Annotated in this window: 28 protein-coding genes and 1 pseudogene; 8 read left to right on the top strand and 21 right to left on the bottom strand. The window is 46.3% G+C overall.

Annotated elements, in window-relative coordinates:
• The first annotated feature begins 65 nt into the window (after positions 1 to 65).
• The 3 genes from PK654_RS06600 (at position 66) to PK654_RS06590 (ending at position 3,925) form a co-directional block, all read left to right on the top strand.
• Positions 66 to 1,805, top strand: coding sequence for a DEAD/DEAH box helicase (locus PK654_RS06600; protein ID WP_271698404.1), 1,740 nt, complete (start codon positions 66 to 68; stop codon positions 1,803 to 1,805).
• 121 nt (positions 1,806 to 1,926) lie between these two features.
• Positions 1,927 to 2,586: a response regulator transcription factor gene (locus PK654_RS06595; protein WP_271698403.1), complete on the top strand. Its 660-nt coding sequence runs from the start codon at positions 1,927 to 1,929 to the stop codon at positions 2,584 to 2,586.
• Complete coding sequence (locus tag PK654_RS06590; RefSeq protein WP_271698402.1) at positions 2,576 to 3,925, top strand: ATP-binding protein; 1,350 nt, start codon at positions 2,576 to 2,578, stop codon at positions 3,923 to 3,925. The genes PK654_RS06595 and PK654_RS06590 overlap by 11 nt, the downstream gene beginning before the upstream one ends.
• Before the next feature lie 211 nt (positions 3,926 to 4,136).
• Here the strand turns inward: PK654_RS06590 and PK654_RS06585 are convergent, their stop codons facing one another.
• Positions 4,137 to 4,631: a GNAT family N-acetyltransferase gene (locus tag PK654_RS06585; RefSeq protein WP_271698401.1), complete on the bottom strand. Its 495-nt coding sequence runs from the start codon at positions 4,629 to 4,631 to the stop codon at positions 4,137 to 4,139.
• A gap of 113 nt (positions 4,632 to 4,744) precedes the next feature.
• Between PK654_RS06585 and PK654_RS06580 the strand changes: the two genes are divergently transcribed.
• On the top strand, positions 4,745 to 5,098 hold the full coding sequence (locus PK654_RS06580; RefSeq protein ID WP_271698400.1) for a DUF1428 domain-containing protein: 354 nt from the start codon (positions 4,745 to 4,747) through the stop codon (positions 5,096 to 5,098).
• A 7-nt stretch (positions 5,099 to 5,105) separates the two neighbouring features.
• Here the strand turns inward: PK654_RS06580 and PK654_RS06575 are convergent, their stop codons facing one another.
• The 3 genes and pseudogenes from PK654_RS06575 to PK654_RS23010 all read right to left on the bottom strand — a co-directional run bounded on the left by PK654_RS06575 (position 5,106) and on the right by PK654_RS23010 (position 6,098).
• Positions 5,106 to 5,324, bottom strand: coding sequence for a hypothetical protein (locus PK654_RS06575; RefSeq protein ID WP_271698399.1), 219 nt, complete (start codon positions 5,322 to 5,324; stop codon positions 5,106 to 5,108).
• 44 nt (positions 5,325 to 5,368) lie between these two features.
• A complete protein-coding gene (locus PK654_RS06570) occupies positions 5,369 to 5,866 on the bottom strand; it encodes a GNAT family N-acetyltransferase (RefSeq protein WP_271698398.1) in 498 nt (165 codons plus the stop codon).
• 43 nt (positions 5,867 to 5,909) lie between these two features.
• A pseudogene (locus PK654_RS23010) lies at positions 5,910 to 6,098 on the bottom strand (type II toxin-antitoxin system Phd/YefM family antitoxin).
• A 159-nt stretch (positions 6,099 to 6,257) separates the two neighbouring features.
• Here PK654_RS23010 and PK654_RS06560 point away from each other — a divergent pair.
• The gene (locus tag PK654_RS06560) at positions 6,258 to 6,707 is read left to right on the top strand and encodes a superoxide dismutase [Ni] (protein ID WP_271698397.1); all 450 of its coding nucleotides are present in this window, start codon (positions 6,258 to 6,260) and stop codon (positions 6,705 to 6,707) included.
• A 108-nt stretch (positions 6,708 to 6,815) separates the two neighbouring features.
• On the opposite strand, the gene PK654_RS06555 is transcribed toward PK654_RS06560, so the two are convergent.
• Both PK654_RS06555 and PK654_RS06550 read right to left on the bottom strand, forming a co-directional pair.
• Positions 6,816 to 7,436 carry a DsbA family protein gene (locus PK654_RS06555; protein WP_271698396.1) on the bottom strand — a complete coding sequence of 207 codons (621 nt, stop codon included), beginning with the start codon at positions 7,434 to 7,436 and terminating at the stop codon, positions 6,816 to 6,818.
• On the bottom strand, positions 7,430 to 8,296 hold the full coding sequence (locus tag PK654_RS06550; protein ID WP_271698395.1) for an MBL fold metallo-hydrolase: 867 nt from the start codon (positions 8,294 to 8,296) through the stop codon (positions 7,430 to 7,432). Before PK654_RS06550 ends, PK654_RS06555 begins: the two co-directional genes overlap by 7 nt.
• A 107-nt stretch (positions 8,297 to 8,403) precedes the next feature.
• Here PK654_RS06550 and PK654_RS06545 point away from each other — a divergent pair, with 107 nt between their 5' ends.
• Both PK654_RS06545 and PK654_RS06540 read left to right on the top strand, forming a co-directional pair.
• Positions 8,404 to 9,291 (top strand): LysR family transcriptional regulator, encoded by an 888-nt coding sequence (locus tag PK654_RS06545; protein WP_271698394.1) that lies wholly within the window; start codon positions 8,404 to 8,406, stop codon positions 9,289 to 9,291.
• 131 nt (positions 9,292 to 9,422) lie between these two features.
• Positions 9,423 to 10,040 (top strand): HAD family hydrolase, encoded by a 618-nt coding sequence (locus PK654_RS06540; protein WP_271698393.1) that lies wholly within the window; start codon positions 9,423 to 9,425, stop codon positions 10,038 to 10,040.
• Positions 10,041 to 10,177: 137 nt separating this feature from the next.
• Here PK654_RS06540 and PK654_RS06535 read toward each other — a convergent pair whose 3' ends face one another.
• From PK654_RS06535 to PK654_RS06510, 6 genes are all read right to left on the bottom strand, one after another.
• On the bottom strand, positions 10,178 to 10,474 hold the full coding sequence (locus tag PK654_RS06535) for a hypothetical protein (protein ID WP_271698392.1): 297 nt from the start codon (positions 10,472 to 10,474) through the stop codon (positions 10,178 to 10,180).
• A 90-nt stretch (positions 10,475 to 10,564) separates the two neighbouring features.
• Entirely contained in the window at positions 10,565 to 11,044 is a 480-nt protein-coding gene (locus PK654_RS06530) for a hypothetical protein (protein ID WP_271698391.1), read from the bottom strand.
• A 70-nt stretch (positions 11,045 to 11,114) separates the two neighbouring features.
• Positions 11,115 to 11,510: a DUF6896 domain-containing protein gene (locus PK654_RS06525; RefSeq protein WP_443088730.1), complete on the bottom strand. Its 396-nt coding sequence runs from the start codon at positions 11,508 to 11,510 to the stop codon at positions 11,115 to 11,117.
• A gap of 72 nt (positions 11,511 to 11,582) precedes the next feature.
• On the bottom strand, positions 11,583 to 11,957 hold the full coding sequence (locus PK654_RS06520) for a Ypar14, super integron cassette (protein ID WP_271698389.1): 375 nt from the start codon (positions 11,955 to 11,957) through the stop codon (positions 11,583 to 11,585).
• Positions 11,958 to 12,045: 88 nt separating this feature from the next.
• Positions 12,046 to 12,534, bottom strand: coding sequence for a hypothetical protein (locus tag PK654_RS06515; RefSeq protein WP_271698388.1), 489 nt, complete (start codon positions 12,532 to 12,534; stop codon positions 12,046 to 12,048).
• 299 nt (positions 12,535 to 12,833) lie between these two features.
• Complete coding sequence (locus PK654_RS06510) at positions 12,834 to 13,562, bottom strand: glycosyltransferase (protein WP_271698387.1); 729 nt, start codon at positions 13,560 to 13,562, stop codon at positions 12,834 to 12,836.
• Between the two features lie 322 nt (positions 13,563 to 13,884).
• Here PK654_RS06510 and rplY point away from each other — a divergent pair, with 322 nt between their 5' ends.
• Positions 13,885 to 14,163: a 50S ribosomal protein L25 gene (gene rplY, locus PK654_RS06505; RefSeq protein ID WP_271698386.1), complete on the top strand. Its 279-nt coding sequence runs from the start codon at positions 13,885 to 13,887 to the stop codon at positions 14,161 to 14,163.
• 140 nt (positions 14,164 to 14,303) lie between these two features.
• Here the strand turns inward: rplY and PK654_RS06500 are convergent, their stop codons facing one another.
• The 9 genes from PK654_RS06500 to paaE form a co-directional block, all read right to left on the bottom strand.
• Positions 14,304 to 14,909 carry a DapH/DapD/GlmU-related protein gene (locus PK654_RS06500; RefSeq protein WP_271698385.1) on the bottom strand — a complete coding sequence of 202 codons (606 nt, stop codon included), beginning with the start codon at positions 14,907 to 14,909 and terminating at the stop codon, positions 14,304 to 14,306.
• A 90-nt stretch (positions 14,910 to 14,999) separates the two neighbouring features.
• Positions 15,000 to 15,923 carry a PaaX family transcriptional regulator gene (locus PK654_RS06495; RefSeq protein ID WP_271698384.1) on the bottom strand — a complete coding sequence of 308 codons (924 nt, stop codon included), beginning with the start codon at positions 15,921 to 15,923 and terminating at the stop codon, positions 15,000 to 15,002.
• A 115-nt stretch (positions 15,924 to 16,038) separates the two neighbouring features.
• Positions 16,039 to 17,337, bottom strand: coding sequence for a phenylacetate--CoA ligase PaaK (paaK, locus tag PK654_RS06490; protein WP_271698383.1), 1,299 nt, complete (start codon positions 17,335 to 17,337; stop codon positions 16,039 to 16,041).
• A gap of 146 nt (positions 17,338 to 17,483) precedes the next feature.
• Complete coding sequence (gene pcaF / locus PK654_RS06485) at positions 17,484 to 18,689, bottom strand: 3-oxoadipyl-CoA thiolase (RefSeq protein WP_271698382.1); 1,206 nt, start codon at positions 18,687 to 18,689, stop codon at positions 17,484 to 17,486.
• Positions 18,690 to 19,166, bottom strand: coding sequence for a hydroxyphenylacetyl-CoA thioesterase PaaI (paaI, locus tag PK654_RS06480; RefSeq protein WP_271698381.1), 477 nt, complete (start codon positions 19,164 to 19,166; stop codon positions 18,690 to 18,692).
• 2 nt (positions 19,167 to 19,168) lie between these two features.
• The gene (locus PK654_RS06475; protein WP_271698380.1) at positions 19,169 to 20,668 is read right to left on the bottom strand and encodes a 3-hydroxyacyl-CoA dehydrogenase; all 1,500 of its coding nucleotides are present in this window, start codon (positions 20,666 to 20,668) and stop codon (positions 19,169 to 19,171) included.
• 3 nt (positions 20,669 to 20,671) lie between these two features.
• Entirely contained in the window at positions 20,672 to 21,460 is a 789-nt protein-coding gene (gene paaG, locus PK654_RS06470) for a 2-(1,2-epoxy-1,2-dihydrophenyl)acetyl-CoA isomerase PaaG (protein WP_271698379.1), read from the bottom strand.
• Between the two features lie 2 nt (positions 21,461 to 21,462).
• Positions 21,463 to 22,251, bottom strand: a complete 789-nt coding sequence (locus PK654_RS06465) for an enoyl-CoA hydratase-related protein (RefSeq protein WP_271698378.1) — start codon at positions 22,249 to 22,251, stop codon at positions 21,463 to 21,465.
• Between the two features lie 24 nt (positions 22,252 to 22,275).
• Positions 22,276 to 23,331 (bottom strand): 1,2-phenylacetyl-CoA epoxidase subunit PaaE, encoded by a 1,056-nt coding sequence (gene paaE / locus PK654_RS06460; protein ID WP_271698377.1) that lies wholly within the window; start codon positions 23,329 to 23,331, stop codon positions 22,276 to 22,278.
• Between the last annotated feature and the right edge of the window lie 8 nt (positions 23,332 to 23,339).

Genomic DNA, 23,339 nt, shown 5'->3' with positions numbered 1-23,339 from the left:
TATCAAGTGGGGTAGTATAATCGCTTTCCCTTTATTAGTTGAGCTATTTCACACTTTTAACTCAGATGTATACACTCAGACCCTACCAGGCCGACTCCGTAAAAGCGGTGGTTCACTACTTCCGCAAACAGAGTACGCCTGCTGTCATCGTACTGCCTACCGGCGCAGGAAAAAGCCTTGTTATCGCTGAACTGGCGCGCTTAGCCAAAGGGCGGGTGCTGGTACTGGCTCATGTAAAAGAACTGGTAGAGCAGAACCATGCTAAATATGAAGGATACGGACTAAAAGGCTCGATATTCTCAGCGGGTCTGGGCAGAAAAGAGACCGACCAGCAGGTTGTGTTTGCCTCGGTACAGTCGGTAGTGCGAAATCTGGACGCCTTTGCTAATCAGTTTTCCCTGCTGGTTATCGATGAGTGCCACCGTGTGCCAGATGATAAGAAAAGTAGCTATCAGAAAGTGATTAGCCACCTGACTGAGCTTAACCCCGGAATTAAAGTACTTGGATTGACCGCCACACCTTACCGGTTGGGAATGGGCTGGATTTATCAGTACCACACAAGGGGACAAGTGCGCACAGAAGAGAAACGCTTTTTCCGCGACTGTATTTTTGAGCTGCCAATCCGCTATCTGCTGGATGAAGGCTTTTTGACTCCGGCAGAGCTGATTGATGCCCCCACGTTAAGCTATGACTTCTCTCAGCTAAAACCAGCCAATACCGGACGTTATAAAGAGTCGGAACTGGATATGGTGATTGAGCAGTCGAAACGAGCAACACCGCAAATCGTCCGCCAGATAATTGAACAGAGCAAACAGCGACAAGGAGTAATGATCTTTGCCGCTACCGTCAGGCATGCTCAGGAAATTCTCAGCCTGCTTCCGCAAGAAGAGTCCGCCATTGTTATTGGCGATACTCCGGGGCCGGAGCGGGACTTAATTATCAAACGATTTAAACAGCGGGAATATCGTTATCTGGTTAACGTATCGGTACTCACCACCGGATTTGATGCCCCCCATGTTGATCTGATTGCCATTCTGCGCCCGACAGAATCCATCAGCCTGTATCAGCAGATTGTCGGCCGTGGTTTGCGTCTGTCGGAAGGGAAAACCGACTGTCTGGTGCTGGATTATGCCGGCAACAACTACGACCTTTATCAGCCGGAAGTAGGCAACCCGAAACCGGACAGCGATAGTGACATTGTCACGGTTCCCTGCCCCGCCTGCGGCTTTAACAATAACTTCTGGGGAAAACTGGACAGCAACGGCTTCCTGCTGGAACACTTTGGCCGCCGCTGTCAGGGCTATTTTGAAGAAGAAGACGGCACGCGGGAACATTGCGGCTACCGCTTCAGGGCAAAATATTGCAACGACTGTGGTGCAGACAATGATATCGCCGCCCGAATCTGCCACGAGTGTGATGCCACCTTAGTGGATCCGGATAAGAAGTTAAAAGAAGCCCTCAACCTGAAAGATGCACTGGTGTTTGAGTGTCGCGATATGCAGCTGTCCACCATTAAAGATAAGTCCGGCAAAAACCAACTTAGGGTCACTTATATTGGTGACGATAACGCGCAAGTTCATGAGTTTTGGTCTCTAAGCAGCAAAAATCAGAAGTTGGCTTTCGAGAAGAAGTTTGTCCGCCCTCACCTAGCCGATCATCACAGACCATTTACAGAAAGTTCTCCCACTAAGGTAGTCAGCAACCAGCACAGATTCAGGCTTCCTCTATTTATTATCGCCCGTAAATCAGGCCGCTTCTGGAAGCTCAGGGACAAAATATTTGATGATGAACTGACAAGCCGATAACCACAATCAGATGCGCAGCAGCGCAATTAACCTGTTTGCATCTGTTATCTTATTCAGGTTTTGTTCATACTCACTAGGATAAGCTCTGTCGAAGATAAAAACGTAACTAGCGAATATAGATATGAAAGTACTGATTGTTGAAGATGATGTAATTCTTGCAGGACAACTTAGCGACGCACTGGAGAATGAAGGCTGGACTACGGAGATTTCCGCGGATGGCATAGATGCCCTCTACCGCGCCACTTCAGAGAGCTGGGATGCGATTATACTGGATCTCGGCTTACCTAAACTAAACGGTATTGCAGTACTTAAAGGTATCCGTGATGAAGGCATCACTGCTCCTGTGATTATTCTTAGTGCGCGGGATGCCCTTACCCAACGCATAGAGGGTTTAAACGAAGGCGCAGATGACTATGTAACTAAGCCTTTTGAAATGGCTGAACTGGTAGCCCGCCTTCAGGTTCAAATCCGCAGGCAATCCGGCACCGCGTCACCAGTTATCCGCAGCGGCTGCCTTTCACTGGATACGGTTTCCTCAAAAATCTCCCTTAACGGGACACCTTTAACCTTGACGGCACTGGAGTACAAAGTGCTGTCTTACTTTATCAGAAACAAAGATAAGGTTATCTCCCGCACCGAGCTGGTAGAGCATATCTACAAACAGGATTTCGACCGCGACTCCAACACCATAGAAGTGTTTATCGGTCGGTTACGCAAAAAGCTGGGGGCGGAAAAAATTAAAACCGTACGTGGTCTGGGGTATCAGCTCAATGCGGATTAAGTCCCTGATTAAAGAGAGCCGCAACTGGCTACAACCAAGGGTTAAGCAAAAACTGGCCAACCTTAGTGTGCGTAACCGACTGATTCTGGTTACGGCACTCTGGCTTAGTTTAATTGTCTCTCTTACCGGTACAGTAATCCCGTTGCTGATGAGCTATCAGCTTGAACAGAATGCCAAGTCTGAGCTTAACTTTACCCTTGAAGAAATTACCGAGCTGCTTCGTTCCAACCCGGCTCAAAACCTGAATAACATTACCCTTTCAAACAGCAAGCTGTATGAAAAAAAACAGGATAGATTCTGGCTGATTGAAATTGACGACAGGTTATATGGTTCTCCCTCACTTGACGGTAAAGATCTTTCCGATAAATCTGAATTCTCCAGTCACAAACTGGTTATGGTGCACGATAAGCTAAATATTGAACCGTTCGGCAAGGTTAAAATCTGGGTCGCCTTTGATGATGACGATCTGGAAGAGAGCTTAGAGCTACTAACAGGGGTGCTCTGGTTTATTCTCTCCTGCCTGTTCTTTGGCGTACTGATACTGGTCGCCGTACAGGTTCGCTGGTCATTAAAGCCAATAAATTCAATGCAAAACGAGCTAATCAACCTGAAATCCGGCAATATCGAGAAGCTGGAGAACCGCTACCCAAAAGAGCTGGCTCCATTAGCAGGCAGCCTGAACGATCTTCTGTTCCATTATCAGGATTTACTGCGCCGTGCCCGTAACCATACCGGAAATATGGCACACGCCCTGAAAACCCCTCTGGCTGCCCTGAAAAACCAAATCAACCAGTTACCTGAGCAGCAAAAAAGCGACATGCAGGAATCTGTCTCCCGTATTGAACGCTATATTGACTACCATCTGACCCGCGCAAGAGTGGCTGGCTCTAACACCATACTTTCAGTAAAATCCTCACCTTCTCAACGGGTTGAGGCCATCAATATCGCCTTTGATAAGGTATATGCCGAAAGAGAAATACTGCTTATCAATGAACTGGATGATGATCTGGAAGTAAAAGTTGATAGTGCCGATCTGGATGAAATGCTGGGTAACCTGCTGGAAAACGCCTATAAGTGGGCGAACTCTCTAATCCGGGTATATTCAGAACAAGCAGACGATAACCAACTGAAGCTTATTATTGAAGATGACGGCAAAGGCATTGATGAGCAAGAGTTCCAGACCGTATTGAAGAGAGGTGCAAGGCTGGATGAAAAAGTAGCCGGAACCGGCCTTGGCCTGAATATCGTTCAGGAGATCGCTCAAAGCTATCAGGGCAGTATCCAACTCTCCCACGGCCAACGCGGCGGACTAAAAGTGATATTGACTTTGCCTTGTTGATATATGTCTGAATTCCCCAGAAAAAACTTCTGGGGTTATACCCTCTCCCCTTGTTCCAATGCTTAGCGTTGGAACACATACCGGACTTATCAGATCTGCAAGATCCAACATTCGCACGATTCTGCACTAATAAAGCTAGCCCGGTATGCATTACCACGGGAACCGTGGTAATGAGTGCAAAACAGTTAATGCACTGCCTGTCAAAGCTTATTTAAAGAGATTTTGAAAGCTGGAGTACATGATTGTTATAAAATTCCCCATCTAGATCAAAATTCACTTCACCTATCATCTTAAAACCTAACTTATGGTAAAAACCAATAGCATTAACATTTCCTTCCCAAGTCGAAAGCCAAAATGGTAAACCGAACTGAGCCTGAACTTTACAGAGTAACTGTCGGCCAATACCCATTCCGTGAAAATGTTCCGAAACATATAGAGTACTAATCTCATAGCCGTTGCCTTCCGACTCATACTCAGAGGTTAGATCTACGGTAACAAAACCCACCAAATGCTCGTCTTTAATATAAACCAGTACTTTAATTTCTGGCCTGTTCAAAAAATTAAGAAATTGTTGCTCGGTAAAGTTATTAAGTACATAACGAGAAATTTTTTCTCTGACTCCATCTGTCGCGTAGGTATGCAGCCACACTTGAATGGACAATGCCGCAAGGTCTACGCAATCTGTTGGTTTCGCTTCCCGTATCATTACTTTTCTCAATATTGTGAATGGAAAACTGCAAGCATATCACTGATAACGTATTGAGTTGTGTTTATCAGCAACTGACCTATGTTTATAGCTCTGCCTACAGGAGTATAAATATGTCATATGTAGATGGTTTTGTTGCCGCAGTCCCGACCGCTAACAAAGAAAAATATATTGAACATGCAAAAATGGCTTCAGAAATGTTCAAAGAGTATGGTGCAGTAAAGGTTGTAGAAACATGGGGAAGTGATGTTCCTGACGGAGAGGTAACTTCATTTCCAATGGCGGTGAAAGCAGACAGCACAGAAACTGTCGTTTTCTCCTGGGTCGTCTGGCCTTCAAAAGAAGTTCGTGATGCAGGCTGGCAAAAAATGATGGATGATCCCAGAATGAACCCTGAGAATAACCCTATGCCTTTTGACGGTAAAAGGCTGATTTATGGTGGCTTTAACGTTATTTTAGATAACTAGTTGAAGGCTAGTTATCTTGCTCATTCCTTATATGGCTGACTACCTCTTGTTCTATCTCGGCTAGAATTTTCTTTGCTTGAGTAAACTCCAGATCCAGTTCAACCCAGCCATCAGTACCCATATATTCAGCCGAACTATAGCAAATAGATACGTGCTCACTCACCATGCCCGACAGACGAAATATTCCTTTTGATGTGTGTATACGGCTAATAGTAAATTGCTTCATTTGTGCTTTACCTGTACCTACATTACATATATCTCAACATACCGTCAGGCCAATTCTAATTCATAGAACTGTACTGGCATCCCCTGAAATGAACCTTTATCTCTTTGCTTAAATCCGAGCTTCTGAAGAATATGGTGCGAAGCCAAGTTATCTGTATGTGTAAGTGCCAGAACTAATGTATGACCTTTCTGTTTTAGGCTCTCAAGTATTGCTTCACTGGCTTCTAGCGCATAACCATTGCCGCGGGCTGACGCTGCCAGCCGATATCCAAGTTCAATATGAGCTTCCCCATGATAATTAAAAGGCTCAACACCGCAGTATCCAATCAAACTTCCAGATATTTTTTCTACAACTGCAAGCTTTCCGATTTCACTATCTTGATATCCTGTAAACTGACGATACCGGATTTCAGCTTCCGGGTATGTCATCGCGCCATTTGGAGAATAGGCCATAAAAACGGCATCCGTTAGCAGAGAGATAATCTCTGATTTATCTTCTTCACTAAATGGCCTGAGAAGTAACCTTTCTGTTTGAATATTCATAATGAAACCTGTTAATCAGGATCGCTCTAGTTCAAATGTCAGTTTATAAATCATCTAATGGCACCTCTATCTCCGGCGAGTTTTGACGTTCTCGTACGATTTGAGCAAGCTCGATATCTTCCAGCTTTTTCATTAACAGCTAACAAGCCTCTGCTGGTACGCAATAAAAAGCTGGTTGATTCCGATTCAATACTGCTACTGGAAAACCATCGGCACCTTCCTCCACTGCCATAGGGTTTTTCTTAAAATCACCGATACTGATTGAACAATCTACAAGAATAGGCTGGATAACGAAAGGATTCTCATATCTAAGCCAGAGCAAAATCAATATTGATTGAGCCATCACCTATACTTATTTCTTAATATCTGAGTCCAACAGGGAGAGCACCAGATGAAGAAATTAGCCAATACCATTCTGCTATTAATAGGCCTGCTTGTTTTATCACCGTTTGCCCTTAGCCACTGCCAAGTGCCTTGCGGCATTTATGACGATCATGCGCGGGTTCAGGCTATGATTGAAGATGCCCAAATCACTAGAAAAGCCGTCATGGAGATGTCAGCGTTGGAAAAACAATCCGGCATTCAGGTTACCAATCAGTCCGTCCGCTGGGTGATGAACAAAGAACAACACGCTCAAAAAATCATCTCAACAATAAGTGATTATTTCCTGACTCAACGTGTAAAAGCATCTCAAAAAGATTATGTAGAAAGGCTAAAAAAACACCACGCTGTAATCGTTGCAGCCATGAAAGTAAAACAAACGGCAGATCTAAACTATGTGGATAAGCTTGAAGAAGCCATTAAAAGTCTGCTGCCGTATTACCCTGAACATAAACATTGATAGATTTTTTAGCTAAGTCAGATAGCAACACACCAGATATTATTACCAATGGTGTGTTGCGTGTTATTACACTGTTTAACAGTTCTCTTCTTACAACTAAACACCGTCTCAAACATGGCTAGCCAACAGCAACTCCCACGCTTTCGGCCTGCCATAAAAACGGCTGTGAGGAAGTACGGTAAACACAGTATCCTTTTCAACAATCAGGGTCGGATAGCCCTGAACTTGTAACTGTTGCATTAGTTGATGGCTTTTGTGGATTTCTGCCCGTTTAATATTCTGATTGGCAGTGAACGCTTTTTTCCACACTGCTGTGTCTAACCCTAAGCTGGCTGCAAGCTCCTGCAGAACTTCAGGGCGATTAACCTGCTTACCTTCAAAGTAATGAGCAGACTGAATCGCTTTCAGCATTTCCAACGGAGCAGCGCCAAGTTGCTGCGCAGTAACAATGGCGCGGGCAGTGATAAATGAATCCAGCACCATTTCATCACCGCTTTTTACGCGCTGAATATATCCTTCACCAAACTCAGCGCCTGTTATTTGGGCAATACGTTGATCACTGGCCAGAATATGGTTACGGAAATCCGGTTCGATAGCTCTGTTATCAATCATACCGCCGGGATGAAGCTCTAACGTAATCTCAGAGTTAGCTGCAATAGCAGCTAACAAAGAAGTCGCACCGTAACACCAACCGCACATCGGGTCGAAGAAGTAGTGAACTTTTACCATTTCATCTCACCTGTATGTACCTTAGCGCCAATACTTAATACCATAGGTAATTGTGCATCAGGATAGCTTGCTGACATTTTGTCGATCAGTTCGGCACTATTTTTACTGCTGGCTTTAGCCTGCTTAAAATCTGAAAGATAGTTCAACGAATAACTTATAGTACTTGCATCCAGCTTGGTTCCGGCTTTCATATGTCCCGGAATCACAATCTTCGGGTCAAGGCTCTTCAGTTCATTTAACTGATCAACCCAGCCTTTCTGAGCACTGTCTGACTGAGCATCTGCCATCCAAAGGTGCAAATCACCGTATACCGCAACATTACCCAGAACCGCTTTACTGGAAGGGATCCATAGGTAAGGACGATGAGCCAGTTCTCCCTGAGTGCCGCGAATTTCAACCTTGTGTCCATCAACGGTCAGGAAGTCAGCCTCAATAGCCTTTGGAAGATAAGGTTCTACCGGAGCATTGCCGCCCATTTTCGGGCCCCAGAACGCCAGTTTACCTGCAAGCTTTTTCTCAATAACTTTTTTAACTGCCGGAGTGGTCAGAACTTTTGCATCAGGAAACAGCGCATGCAACGCTTCAGCACCAAAGTAATAATCAGGGTCAGCCTGACTGATAAAGATGGTTTTCAGCTCTTTGCCGCTGTCCAGAACCTTGGCGGCAATGCGCAGGGCGTCAGCTTTGGTAAAACCGGTATCCACCACCATCACTTCGCTCTCACCCATAACCAGAGTTGAGTTTACGTGAAAGCTGTTTTTGTCAGCGTTATAAACATCGAACGTCAGTGGTGTTTTGTCAGCAGCAGTTGCGTTTGCGGCCAGTAATACAGATGCAGCCAGAAGAGTTAACTTGTTCATACCTTTCTCCTTTGTTGTGTTTGGGTACGGAGAGAATATTAAAGAATTGACATGCTCGGAAAAACATACCAAACTGAGCATTATTATTTCTTAAATCGAGCAAATAAATGGACAGGCTAACCGCAGCAAAAGTGTTTGTTGACGTTGCAAGCAGCGGCAGTTTCACTGCCACGGCAGACAGGCTGGAGATGTCCCGCCCTATGGTGACCAGATATATCGAAGCAATGGAAGGCTGGCTGAACACCCGCCTGCTACATCGCACTACACGAAAAGTCTCATTAACCACAGCGGGAGAAACTTGCCTTGAAGAGGTAAAGCAGTGGCTAAAGCAGGCAGAAAGTTTGAGTGCTCTGGCCGACAATAGCGGTGAACTGTCAGGCAACGTTCGCTTAGCCACTAGTATGTCGTTTGGGTATTCTCATTTGGTGCCGGCCATTCAGGCATTTATGGCAAAGCACCCTAAAGTAAATATCGATATCGACTTGCAGGACTCTGTCGCCGATCTGACAGAAAGGCAGATAGATCTGGCTATCCGCATTGCTTCATCACCGGATCCATCCCTGATAGGCAAACCTATATCAGTTTGTGAGTCGGTTATCGTGGCTTCGCGTCAGTACTTAGCGGGAAACAAAACCATCTCCACACCAGAGGATTTAGCCGATCACGCCTGCCTCGGTTATAAAAATTTTCAACAGCATATCTGGCATCTGACAAAAGACGGCTCGCAACAACCGGTCGCGGTAAACTGCCAGCTCACCGCCAATGAAGCAACCGCTTTGTTACATGCCGCATTGTGTGGCGCTGGCTTAGCCATTCAGCCAACCTATCTGGTCAATCAATATATTGAGAGTGGAGAACTTCATCAGGTGCTACCGGACTGGAAACCGGACGACCTTACTATTTACGTTCTCTATTCTTCCAGAAAATATATGTCGCCCACTGTCTGTGCTTTGATTGATTATTTGTCGGAGTATTTTTCTGAGGCTCGTTGGTAGCGTTTATCCATTCTGAACAGACTCAAGCTAACTTACTAATACTGATTGAGTTACTTTCCAACTGAGAGCACAATAAACAGACTGAAAAATTGATAACCACAACCTGACAACAGTTATATAAAGGGGCGAGAATGAGTTCTGGTAACATCAAAAATATAGTTTTTGACATCGGGAATGTTGTGGTTCGATGGAGCCCCTTAGAAATTGTCAAACTTACATTTGGCGACAACGAGCCTATTGAGGAACAAGCAAAGGCAATATTTCAGTCTGAAACTTGGTTAAGTTTGAATAAAGGTGTGATTTCTGCAGACGATGCCAAAGCTCAGTACCAAAAAAACCTTGGTTTGACTGAGTTAGAGTGTGAGCGCCTTTTCTACTATGTAAAGCAAACGCAGATTCTGATATTTGGGTCTGTACAGCTAATTAAACGTTGTAAGTCAGCGGGCTATAACGTCTTTGCTTTAACCGATAATGTTCACGAAATCGTATCTCACTTAAAAGAGACCTACAAATTCTGGAACTTATTCGACGGTGCAACTGTATCTGCGGAGGTTGGCTTGTTAAAACCTCAAGCGGAAATTTATCGGTCATTACTTTCGCAATATGACTTAGAAGCTTCAGAAACCGTGTTCATCGATGATATGCCTTACAACGTCGAAGGTGCAGAATCTGTTGGTATTGCCGCAATTCAGTTTAAAAATACAACCCAATGCGAACAAGCCTTAAAATCATTGGGGGTACAGCTATAATAATTAGCCTTTTACCAGCAGGTAGTGAAATTTCCAGTTTTTGCTTACCTTGCTAAACCACTATAAGCATTCTGAGCAGATGAATTAGTGTTCGTTAGATAGCAAAACACCAGAGTGTTAGGATGAATTACACCTTGTTATTCATTTTTACTAAATTTCTCAATGAGCTGTTTCGCTACAACTAAATCATCTTCTTCTTTTCGAAACGATTCATATAAGAAGTTATAGATCTCCTTAGACTCTTCTCTATCGAAAGTATCAGCGATACCACGAACAAACAACTCGCGCAGAGTAAATGAGCCTCCATTCAATCCCCAACCATACCCTTCGGTGACATCAAACACTTTCTTTTCTTCTAGCTTAACCGATAGAGTGATAGGGAAATTGGCATCATTACCACCTTTCCATTTTTTAGTGATATTTATGATCTGCATTAGCTTACTCCTAGTGCATAACGCCGCCAGCACAGGCCGGAGCACGTAGTGCGGATGTTCAACCTCAAAGGGGCGACATTGATTGACTTATTATGAGTTTTTACACGCATGTTTTATTTCTAAATATTTTGTATTCATTTCTAAGTTAAGACCTCCTTGTTTAAGATCCCAAGGTGAATCAGGTGAAACCCACGGATTTGAAGTTAGTGACCAGCATGCCGGAAGCTCAAACTCTTCACTAAAGTTCTCTTCGGATTTTGCATATACACGCCAACAACGGCCAGTTGAGCCACGAGAAAAGCTCTGAATTCGTATAACCTTTAATTCAGCCCCAACGGGCAAAGTGGTAACAACACTCTTTTTCTCACGAAATGTCCCCCACATACGAATGTAGCTCTCATCGGTGCCAACGATGTACTCTTTTGAGGCGTAATCTTCCCTCATATATATATCGAATGGCTCAACCACCTCGAAACATTTATTAGCCACATTGCTTGCATAGAGCTCATTTGTAACGATTGACGAGCACCCACTAATACACAAAATGATTAGTACCAGATAGTTTCTCATTCAGACTCACTCCGACTCATAATACCTGCCAATCGGGGTTCAGTTTTCTGCGTCCCTCTGACTGGACTTGTTACGTGGTTGCAACATAATACAGATTTCCCTGTTCGAACCTGACTATATCTTCATTTCTTTTAGCGAGCTCAAAATCAGAATCAATCTTCTTTGATTTAATATAATGTTTAAACTCATCAAATTGTTCCCCAAATCGAGAAAGCCTCCACAAATCAAAGCCATCAATACGGCCATCAACTGCATAGTCGTAATCTACGGTAAGGTTGTGGAAACTAAAGCAGCACCCAATTCCGTGAAATGCATAGGAATAAGTATCAAAATTCCCAGTCCTGCTGATTCCTTCTTGCCTGAAGTACCGTGGTTCTTCGATTTCAAAGTGTGCTTTCATTATTTCTTCCGCTTCTTTAACTCTAGAAAGAAATAACACTATTAATTCATGTAGCACCGGATTCATAATTTATACACGTAACACCTTTAGCATGTGCGGCTGCGGAGTAGCCGTCGCATACCTAAACTTATTATATCTTCACCCATACAATGACACATTTACACTTGGCTTAACTGAAACCCGGACACCATAAGGAATAGATGATTCCCCGTCATATCTGTTCGAGCCAAAACACTTTGCCGGAGCGAACTCTAGATATTCTTGAGACCGCTCATATTTTCTTGCTACGCCAGCACAATCGATTAGCAGCATTGAGAATAAGGCGCGCTCACTTTCTTCGCTAAACAGCTCAATCCTGACATCGCCATCATATTGATAAATGGTTAGGGCGAGCGTAATGCTTCCTTTGGTTACGGTGTATTTGTGCCAAATTCCATCGACCTCAACTTCTGGCTCAGCCTCAAGCACAGCCAATACATCCGTTTCATCCCAAACTAACACGTAATCTCCCATGAGTTATAACACCTCAATAAAGGACAGGAGCACGCAGTGCTGAGGTCCAGCCCCGTAGGGTCAACATTGATTGATTTGTTATAAGGCATTAGGCACGGCCTCGCAGCGTTTTAAACAAATTGAGCCAGAAAGTTGATGCACTAGCAAGCCATAATCCAACAGCCAATTGGAACACCAAACCAGCAGGCCAAAGAACGCTTGATAATGATATTTCTATAGTGTTTGGTAGAAATGATAATGAGCGAGGTAAATAAGCTAGGGCGTTAACGACAAAATACAAGCCCGCTAGCTGGAACAATACTTTTTGAGAGTCGCTACTCAACGTTGCCTGAGAATCAGACGTAGCACGACTCAATACAGAATTGGCTGCTTTGTTAATTAAGAATACGGCAATGAGGCCAACTAGGATAAATGCTCCGATGAGGCCAGCATAAACACCCATAGGCATTTCTTGTTGCTGATATTGCCCGACGCTGGCGAATAGCATTACAAAGCTTGGTAAATTCAAGATGAGCTGAATTAAAAGCCAGATTGAAAAAAGCCTTAATGCAATTGCTGTGACTTGCTGCGTAATCATGGTTTGCCTCTTAACGTTCTTAATAACCGGCAGGCTCGTTTTTTCGCCTTCCTAATTTTCAATCAACCTACCATAACCATCTAAAAAATAAAGCATATTAGCCTTATTTCTTATTCCACCATCGCAAGAAAACAAGCCAAAGACCCTTTCTGTACTACTCCCTGCTTTTTGTTCTGCAAGCTACGACATCTCCAGACTCTGCACTTATTAAACTAGTCCGGTATGCATTACCATTTCCCAAAGACCAAAAAGCCTTTTACCCGAAAGTAAAAAGCTTTCCATCATTACTCAACTTAGGATTACTGACTGTAATGCCCAAACCGGTACTCTATCTGGCTGTCTCTTAGTTCACCGATAAAAATACGGTGTAGGTTGGCGCGTAGATAGACAAATGCGGTTTTAAAGATACCGTCCTGATCCAGCCTGCGGGAGTCAAAGCGGAAGCTTAATGGCAGGAAGCGGAAACGCCATGTTTTGCTGGCACGTTTTACGTAGTCACAGTCTTCACATAGATAGATCTTCTCATCAAATCCACCTATGGCTTTGTGTACTCGCTTGGAGGAGAAAATACAAGCACCTACTGCGGTCGGGAAGATAAACTGGGTAACAAAGAAGCCGGCATTAAACAGGCTGTACCCTGCGCGATGTAGTGGCGATAGCCCTTTGCCATTCATATAAACACCAGCTACTTCCAGCCCGCTCTTCTCCAGTTCGTGATCAGCTTTCTCCAGAAATTCACTATCCAGACGTACATCGGCATCTAGAAACAGCAGGCGTTGGTTCTTGGCGATTAATGCGCCCTGATTGCGCCCTAAGCTGGCACCGCGTTTCTTCATTTTATGTATGGTCAGTTTAGGCAGAATGTCGCTGTACTCAGCCGCTACTTCAATGGTTCGGTCTTCACTATTTGAGTCCACCAGAACCACCTCAAAGTTCTGATTGGTCTGCTCACTCAGGTCACCCAATAGCCGGCCGATATTCTTCTCTTCGTTTAAGGTAATAATCACTATACTTACTGGCTTGCTCATTTTAATATCCTTTGTCTGTTCAATGGTTACAGACTAATTCAGCCGCAGTTAACCCCCGCTGAAACCGGCATTAATTTTCTGTTCATCTTGGTTAATTAAGTGTTGCCTGAGCCCGTTTACAAAACAGCAAAAGCGTAAGGCAAATTAATCGCTGTTTTTCAGCCTATATCAGGCTGATTCTATTGCTCTTAAACAGAGAGAATGATAGTATCCGCGCTCGCTTACAGGTAACAAGCTTGTTCCGGTAAGCGATTAAGCATTGTCAGCTAGGTCGCTATGTAGACAATCACACTATTTTTTTACTAATTTGAGAGTAAATACTATGAAATTCGAAGCAGTAGTACGTACTGAACTAGGTAAGGGTGCGAGCCGCCGCCTACGTCACGCTGGTCAATTCCCAGCAATCGTTTATGGTGGTGAAGCAGCACCAGTTTCTGTTGCACTTATCCACGATGACGTGATCAACCAAATGGACAAGCCAGAATTCTACGAAGGCATCACTCTAGTGATCGACGGCGCAGAAGTTAAGGTTAAGCCGCAAGACGTTCAACGTCACGCGTTCAAGCCAAAAGTTGAGCACATGGACTTCATCCGCATCTAATTCCCTACCAAGGAATTAGTTGGATAAATCCAGCCTTTTGCATAAAGATTGACGGTCTTACCAGCCGGAAAGTCTAAAAATTAGAAACCCCAGATGCTACCAACATCTGGGGTTTCGCCATTCTGGTAATGGAAAAATCTTTAAACTTCTTTAGCCGGCTCCTTAATGCCATGAGTTACATCCCATGACACCCGTTTGCGGTCGGGTTCAACTTCGCGCAGCGGCTCTGTTAGTTCCAGTTCGCTATGACAGCGTTGTGCCAGTCGCTGATAGAGAGAGGTGCCATTCTCTTTCCATTGCAACTCGTTGTCTTTTACGCTTCGGATCACCCTTGCCGGGCTGCCGATAATCATGCTTCTCGCATCATACTGGCTTTTGGTTTTTACAAAGCTGTTGGCACCGACAATAGACTCTTTGCCAATTCTGGCTAAATCCATAATCACCGCATTCATACCGATTAAAGTGTTCTCTTCAATATGACAGCCGTGCACAATGGCGCCGTGGCCGACGTGAACGTTTCTCTCCAGTACAGTATCTTCACCGGGGAAGCCGTGCATAACGCAGCTATCCTGAACATTGCTGCCGCTTTTTATAATCAGGCGGCCGAAATCACCCCTTAGCACGGCTAAAGGCCCGATATAGACATTCTGTTCAATAATCACATCGCCGATGATTTCGGCACTTGGGTGGATGTAAGCGCTGGGGTGAATTACAGGTGTGACGTTGGCAAAGCGGTAGACTGGCATAGTTCCTTCCTTGAATTTTCTTCCTGATAATAACCAGCTCCTTCCCTGAAGCTTGTTATTGTCAGGGGCTACTTGTCCCTGCTTGTTGACTTAACTCAAACCACCAAAGCGAATGTAGTAGTTAGGTGACGGCATTGGCAGTTTTCCGTTTGCTGTTTCGCCATGAGCCATCAGATATTCCATCGCCTTAGCATGAACCTTGTGATAAATATTAATCGCCACTTGTTCTGCCCGTTTTCTCGGCCACTCTTGCGGCAACAGTGCCACAGGCAGATCGGGATCGCGGACGATAATACGGCGATAAAAGTGAATCACCAGCAGACGCAATTTAAAGGCCTCTTCTTCACTGATATCGCTGCTGGTCATCTTTTCCAGTACCTGACTGACAGGTTCAAACAGAGTGTAGAAATCGCGGTACTCGGCTTCTATACGCTCCAGATCCCATGCCTGACTGACCATTTCCCGTAAAGTGTCACCGTCACTGGAAAACAGCTCTGCCTGCTGGAATATCCTTGCAGAAGGTACTCTCGCTACTATCTGCTGCTTTATCTCCGGCGTTAACTGCTGAAGATCCGGCTGAATAAAGAAGTCCTTCTCATACAGGCCAAAACCTTTGTGCTGAATAAAACGTACTTCCGCTTTGTTGCTGTGTGTCGGCCCCAGATTGGTGTGGATCAGGTTCCAGCGGTTGTTCCATTCATGTTCCAGCGAGTGATAAATTTTTTTGTTGGCGCCGAGCATCTCGTTGTATCTTTCCGGCTCCAGATAGTAGTAACTCTTACGCCCCTCTTTGGAGACGGTAAGCCACTCATCTTTATGCAGCCTGAATACGGAAGAACGGACAACCCTCTGATTAAAGCCTAATGTATCCATCAGGTTTATCAGTGAACCAAGCCAGATCCCGCCACCGCAGGTCCATAAATAGTCACCGTAAAAAGAGATAATCAACGAAGTACCACTGATGGACTGATGACTCTTTATCTGGTCAAAAAATTGCTCTAGTTCTTTATTCAAGACGACTCCGGTTACAACAAACTACTGATTCAACCAGTTAATATTGATAGTTCGGTTTTTATTGTCAACTACTAAAAATAAACAATGCCTCCCGCCAAGGAGGCATTACATTCAACTACTTGCGTAGATCCCTTACACGTACGGCTTTACCTTCCGAACGTGGAATACCGTCAATCGGCAGCAGTTCTATGGTGGTAGAGATACCAATCATAGATTTAATCTGATGCTGCAACTGGCCGATAATCTGAACATTTTGATCAAGGAAGATATTGTCCTTCACTTCCACTAATACCATCAGGTGGTCAAGGTTACCTTTACGGATAACTTCCAGCTGATAGTGAGGGCTAAGCTGCTCAATTTTGAGGATCTGCTCTTCAATTTGCGACGGGAACACATTCACACCACGGATAATCAGCATATCATCACTGCGGCCGGTGATCTTGTCCATACGGCGCATTGGCCTTGCGGTTCCCGGTAGCAGACGGGTCAGGTCGCGGGTACGGTAACGGATAACCGGCATCGCCTCTTTAGTCAGTGAGGTAAACACCAGCTCACCATGTTCACCATCCGGCATTACTGTGCCTGTGTTCGGGTCGATAACTTCCGGATAGAAGTGATCTTCCCAGATGGTCGGGCCGTCCTGAGTTTCCGCACACTCCATTGCCACACCCGGCCCCATCACTTCAGACAGGCCATAAATATCAAGGGCAACAATGCCGAGACGCTGTTCAATCTCTTTACGCATCTCGTTCGACCAAGGCTCAGCACCAAAGATACCAATCTTCAGTGAACAGCCTGATGCATCACCATCCGGGTACTCTTTCTCCAGCTTATCAAGCAGGTTCAGACAGTAAGACGGCGTCACCATAATAATGGTTGGCTCAAAGTCTTTAATCAACTGCACCTGTTTCTCTGTCTGACCGCCGGACATAGGGATAACCGTTGCACCCAGCTTTTCAGCGCCATAGTGGGCACCCAGACCACCGGTGAACAGGCCGTATCCGTAAGAGATATGGATAAGATCCTTTGCGCTACCGCCTGCTGCACGGATAGAACGAGCAACGATGGTTGACCATGTATCAATATCGCCCTGAGTGTAACCAACTACGGTAGGTTTACCCGTGGTACCGGAAGAGGCGTGAACACGGGCAACATCTTGCATTGGCACAGCAAAAGTGCCGAACGGATAGTTGTCACGCAAATCCTGCTTAGTGGTGTACGGAAACTTGTTGATGTCTTCCAGACACTTAAAATCTGACGGATGAACACCGGCCTCATCAAACTTTCTGGTGTACATTGGCGCGTTTCTGTAGGCATGTTCCAGCGTCCACTTCATACGTCTGAACTGCAACTCGCGTAGCTCTTCTATTGAAGCCGTTTCAATACCTTCCAGTGTATTTGAAAAATTAACCATGCTTGTTTCTCCTCATAAATCCTTTTAATAATTTGGCTGCTGACTAGGCTAAGTGGTTATTTTTAATCTCGTATTCCTTAAGAACAAATTAGCTAAGAGCGTGTTTTCTGTTTTTGTTCTGTACACGCTCTATTTAAACGTCTTACTTATACGTTCTCTATAATCATGGCGATGCCCTGACCGACGCCGACACACATACAACATAAGGCGTACTTGGCCTGCTTTCTTTTCAGTTCATTACAGGCGGCCATTACAATTCGCGCCCCGCTCATACCCAGCGGGTGACCAAGTGCAATGGCGCCGCCGTTGGCATTTACGTGGGGAGCATCATCGGGAAGCCCCAGTTCACGCATTACCGCCAGAGCCTGTGAAGCGAAGGCTTCGTTCAGTTCAATCACGTCCATATCGTCGATGGAGAGCCCGGTCATCTCCAGCACCTTCTTCGCAGCAGGAGCAGGACCGATGCCCATAATGGCAGGTTCCACACCCACGGTTGCCGTTGCCAGTACTTTAGCTTTTGGCGTTAATCCGTGTTGTTTAACCGCTTCATCGCCAGCCAGTAACAGAGCCGCAGCGCCGTCGTTTACACCTGATGAGTTACCGGCGGTTACCGAACCCGATTCAGCAAACGGCGTTTTAAGGGCAGACAGCTGAGTCATGGTAGTTTGCGGGCGCGGATGCTCATCTTCTGTCACTACCAAATCATCCCCTTTGCGCTGTGGAATAGAGACCGGCACTATCTCTTCGGCAAGGATGCCCTTCTCTTTCGCCTGTTGGGTACGCTGCTGACTTCTCAGGGCATAAGCATCCTGATCTTCACGGCTGATGTTGAAACGGTTAGCCACATTTTCAGCGGTTTCAGGCATAGAGTCTGTGCCGTATTCGGCTTTCATCTTAGGGTTGATAAAGCGCCAGCCTATAGTGGTATCAAACATCTGACAGTTGCGGTCAAAACCGGTTACTGGTTTGCCCATCACATACGGAGCACGGGACATAGACTCAACCCCGCCCGCTACCATCAAAGAGGCTTCTCCCGCTTTAATGGAACGTGCTGCATGGCTGATGGCATCCATACCTGAGCCGCACAGACGGTTGATAGTGGTGCCAGAAACTCCTACCGGCATACCTGCCAGCAGCAGAGACATACGGGCAACATCACGGTTGTCATCACCGGCCTGATTGGCACAACCCAGAATCACATCATCCACCTGAGACCAGTCAACTTCCGGATGTCTCTCTTTAAGTGCTTTTAGCGGAATTGCGCCTAAATCATCAGCACGAACTGCTGATAAAGCCCCGCCGTAGCGGCCGATTGGCGTTCTCACGCCATCACAAATATATGCATTGGTCACCTAACTCTCCTCCACAAGTTGTTTACCTGTCCGGTGGGATTTGCCCCGGAAAAGCGCAACTAATTTATTGTCCTGATTACTGATCTCTACGTCGTATGTGCCCGTAGTTCTTCCCTGAGATTTAACTTGTGCAACGGCCGTCAGCAGATCACCTTCAAACGCCGGACGGATATATTCAATACTGCATCCGGCTGCTACTGCCGCCTGATTTTCGCTGTTGCAGGCAAAAGCAAATGCACTGTCACCAAGAGCGAACAGCATGCCGCCGTGGCAACTGCTGTGGCCGTTTAACATGGCTTGGGTAATGCGCATGCAGACAGTGGCTGTACCCTTTGCCACATCAAGCACTTCCATGCCCATTTCCTTAGTGCAGTGGTCGTTCTCCAGCATGGCGGCAACGGCTCTCTCTGCAACCTGCCTTTCTATAAGCTGCTGTTCCGTCAATTCTGTAGCTGGGTGCTCTGAAGTCATTGTCATACTTAGTTCCCTTTTTTACTGTTCAGGCTTAAACGGCGCAGCAGTGGCGACGAACGATAACGCTCTTCACCGTAAAATGACTGCAGATGATTGAGCGTAGTAAGAACGCGGTTCCAGCCAAGGCTTTCGCCCAGCTCTACCGGCCCGAACGGGTAGTTCACACCGCTTTTCATGGCGATATCGATATCTTCAAGGGAGGCACCGTTTTGGTTAGCAAGATCCAGCGCTTCATTAATCAGCATGCACCAGGTACGCCAGACAATAAGTCCCGGATAATCATCCAGCAGCATTACCTGCTTACCTTTGGACTGAAAATAAGCCACTGCTTTTTCTGTCTGCTCAGTGCTGTTTTGATCAGCCGCGGCCAGTATGATCACTTCACTGTCCATATAGCTCTGACAGTAATCCATCAACACCACCGGCTGTTTCAGTTGGTCAGATAGCTGTGATGCGGTAATACCCTGAGTGAAAGCAACATAAACACCGTCAATATCCAGATAGGCTGAATCGGCTTTTTCCGCTGTGAGTCCGGTCAGTTGAGCAAAATCTGAAATCAAATTTCCGTCGCTATACAGAGTGACAGAGCAGCTGTCAGTTAAAGCGCAAGGTTTAGCAAAATTCGGTTCAGGCTTTTCAGTGGCACCAGTGTAGTCGTAGAAGCCACGCCCTGACTTGCGCCCCAGCAGGCCGGCATCCACCAGCTCTTTCTGGATAAGTGACGGAGTAAAGCGTCTGTCCTGATAATAGGCGTCGTAAACGCTTTTTGTTACAGCGTAATTTACGTCATGGCCGATAAGATCCATCAGCTCGAACGGTCCCATTCGGAACTGAGCCGTTTTAGTCAGGCAGTAATCGATATCCTGAATAGGCGCTACGTTCACTTCCAAAGCACGTAGGGCTTCAGCATAAAACGGACGAGCAACACGGTTTACAATAAAGCCCGGTAATGAGCGGGTGACTACTGCACGCTTACCGCATGATTCGGCCCACCCTTTGGCTCTGCTGCACACTTCATCGCTGGTTTCTATGCCGCGAACTACTTCAACCAACGCCATTAATGGCGCAGGGTTAAAGAAGTGCAGGCCGACAAATCTGTCCGGCTTGTTCAGGGCACTGGCAATGGAGGTGACAGAGATGGAAGAGGTGTTGGTAGCCAGCATGCACTCTTCAGCGCAGATGGCTTCTAAATCGCGGAATAATCCCTGCTTTATCTGCAAGTCTTCTACGATGGCTTCAATCACTAAGTCAGCCGATGAGACACTCTGCAATTCCGTGCTGCATTTGATGCTTTGCACAATTTCATCACGCTGAACAGCGGACATTTTATTGCGGGAAACCTTCTTATCCAGACGGGCGGCAATTTCAGCTTTTGCCTGTTCGGCTTTACCTTCCGCCAAATCAAAAAGAATGGTCTGATAGCCCGACTGGGCAGCAACTTGTGCAATGCCCGCGCCCATAGCACCGGCGCCGATAACGGCAACGGTCTGTATCGATTCTGTCATGGCTTACTTCCCTTTAAACTCAGGCGTGCGCTTTTCGAAAAAGGCGCGTACCCCTTCCCGGTAGTCTTCCGTGCGACCGGCGATGGTTTGCAGATCCTTTTCAACTTCTAGCTGTTGAGAGAGATCGTTATGGCTGGAGTGCGCCAATGCTTGTTTTATCAGGCTCAGCCCTTTGGTTGGCTGAACCGCTAGCTGACTTGCCAGCGTCGTTGCGGTTTCAAGTAACTTATCGTCAGCGACACACTGCCAGATCATGCCCCACTCTTCAGCCTGACGGGCAGGCAGCTTATTGCCCATCATCATTAGCCCTTTGGCGCGGGCATTGCCCACAAGGCGTGGCAATAACCAGGTACCACCAGAATCAGGCACAAGGCCGATTTTGCAGAAGGCCTGAATAAATGAGGCGGACTCTGCCGCCAATACAAGGTCACACGCCAGTGCGATATTACAACCTGCACCTGCCGCTACACCGTTGACAGCGGCGATAACCGGCTTCGGCATTGAGGTGATCTGCTTAATCAGCGGGTTATAGTATTTCTCGATACTTTCACCCAAATTTGGCGGCTCAGATACGTCACTTACGTTACGGTCATTGAGATCCTGACCGGCACAGAACCCACGGCCGCTGCCAGTCAGAAGGACGGCGCGCACAGATTCATCCTGCTCCGCCTGTCTCAGTGCTGACTTCAGCGCTTTATGCATTTCTGGGTTAAAACTGTTTAACTGCTTAGGACGATTGAGGGTAATCAGGGCTACACCTGCCTCAATAGTCAGTAATACCGGACTTTCCATGTCTATCTTCCTTTATAGATTGGCTTTCTCTTGGAGAAAAATGCCTCTATGCCTTCTTTTCTGTCTTGCGTTTCAGCCAGTAAGCTGAACAGCTGCCTTTCCATTAGCAGCCCCTGACTAAGGGAGTTTTCTGGTACTGATTTTAGGGACGCTTTTGCTGCTTTAACCGCCAGAGGTGCCTGACGGGCAATAGTTGCAGCAATCTGCTGTGCCTTATTTAACGTGTTGTCTGCCGGGGTTATCTCACTAACCAGACCTGACTCCAGCGCTTTTCTGGCTGAGATAGGCTTGCCCGTCAGCACCATCTGGTTTGCCAGTGACTTACCGACTGTACGTGCCAGACGCTGGGTTCCGCCGGCACCGGGCATTAAGCCTAAGGTAATTTCAGGCAGACCAAACTGGCCGTTATCTCCGGCAACCACCACATCGCAAAGTAGAACCAGTTCCAGACCGGCACCCAGCGCGTAACCATTTACCGCAGCAATCAGCGGCTTTTCGAACTGGTTTATTCTCTGCCACAACTGAGGCCTTGGGTTCAGCCAGGTCTCAACGGCTTTTTGTGACGACAGCTCCTGCAAGTCAGCACCGGCGGCAAAAATGGTTTTTCCGCCGTAAACCACAACCGCTTTAACATCAGGGTTGCTGTTGGCTTCACTGAGTAGATCACCCATCTGCGTCAGCACATCATTGCTGAGTGCATTGCGCTTTTCAGGGCGATTCAGTGTCAGGGTCAGAACGCCGTTGTTATTCAGGTCGCAGAGAAGGTAAGCGTCATCCATTTGCTCTTTCATCCATTTACTCTTTAAGCTAGGCCTCTAAACGTCAAAATCGATTTCAATTTCACTGCTTGTCGGTACTGTCTGACAGCTCAGTACATAACCGTTATCGATTTGGTCCGATTCGAGGCTATAGTTGGTGGCCATTTCAACCTCACCTGAATTCACTTTACAGATACAGGTGGCACAAACACCGCCTTTACAGGCATAAGGTAAATCGACGCCCTGACGAAGTGCCGCATCCAGCAGGCTGTCGTCCTGAGAGGTCATATCAATGGTCATCTTACGACCATCGCGTTTGATTTTTACCAGCGTATTTTCAGACTGATTAAGGGATTTTTCCCTTGGCTTACTGGTGGTGTTAAAACGCTCTGCGTGGTAGTTCTCTTCACTTAGCCCGCCTTCAACCAGTGCGGTGTAGCAATCTTCGAAGATCTCTTCAGGGCCACAGATATAGCAGGCATCAAACTGGCTCCAGTCAAACAGCCCTTTACCTAGTTCACGCAGTTTTGCGCCGTCCAAGCGACCGTTCCACAACGGAACATCATTGGTTTCCCGCGAGAAGAAGTAGTTAATATGCAGGCGCTGAGGGTAACGGTTTTTCAGACCCAGCAGTTCGTTGCGGAACATCATGCTGTTGGCGTTACGGTTGCCGTACAGCAGGGTAAATGTGCTGTCCTGTTCCTGCTCTAAAGCACTTTTCAGCATGGAGAGAACCGGCGTGATTCCTGAGCCGACCGCGATACCGAGGTAGTTTTTCTGCTGCCCTGCTTCAGGGGTAAAACCGAAGTGTCCCTGCGGCGTCATCACTTCCAGTTGATCGCCAGCCTGCAACTCTTTTACCGCATAGTTTGAAAAACGCCCTTCCGGAATCGCCTTAATACCGATCTCAAGCTGCTGTTGCTGCGGTGATGAACAGATGGAGTAGCAGCGTCTTAACTCTTCGCCGTTCACTTCGGCTTTAATGGTTAAGTGCTGACCGGGATGAAAGTTAAACTGCTGCTCTTTTTCTGGCGGAACATCCAGTAGCACCACTACTGAATCGTCTGTTTGTTTATTCACACCCGCCACGGTTAGTGTGTAAAAATCTGTCATAGTAATCC

This window comes from Vibrio sp. SCSIO 43137 (assembly GCF_028201475.1).
GTDB lineage: Bacteria > Pseudomonadota > Gammaproteobacteria > Enterobacterales > Vibrionaceae > Vibrio.
Note: the sequence above shows the minus strand (reverse complement) of the source record. Positions and strands in the feature narration are given on the sequence as shown.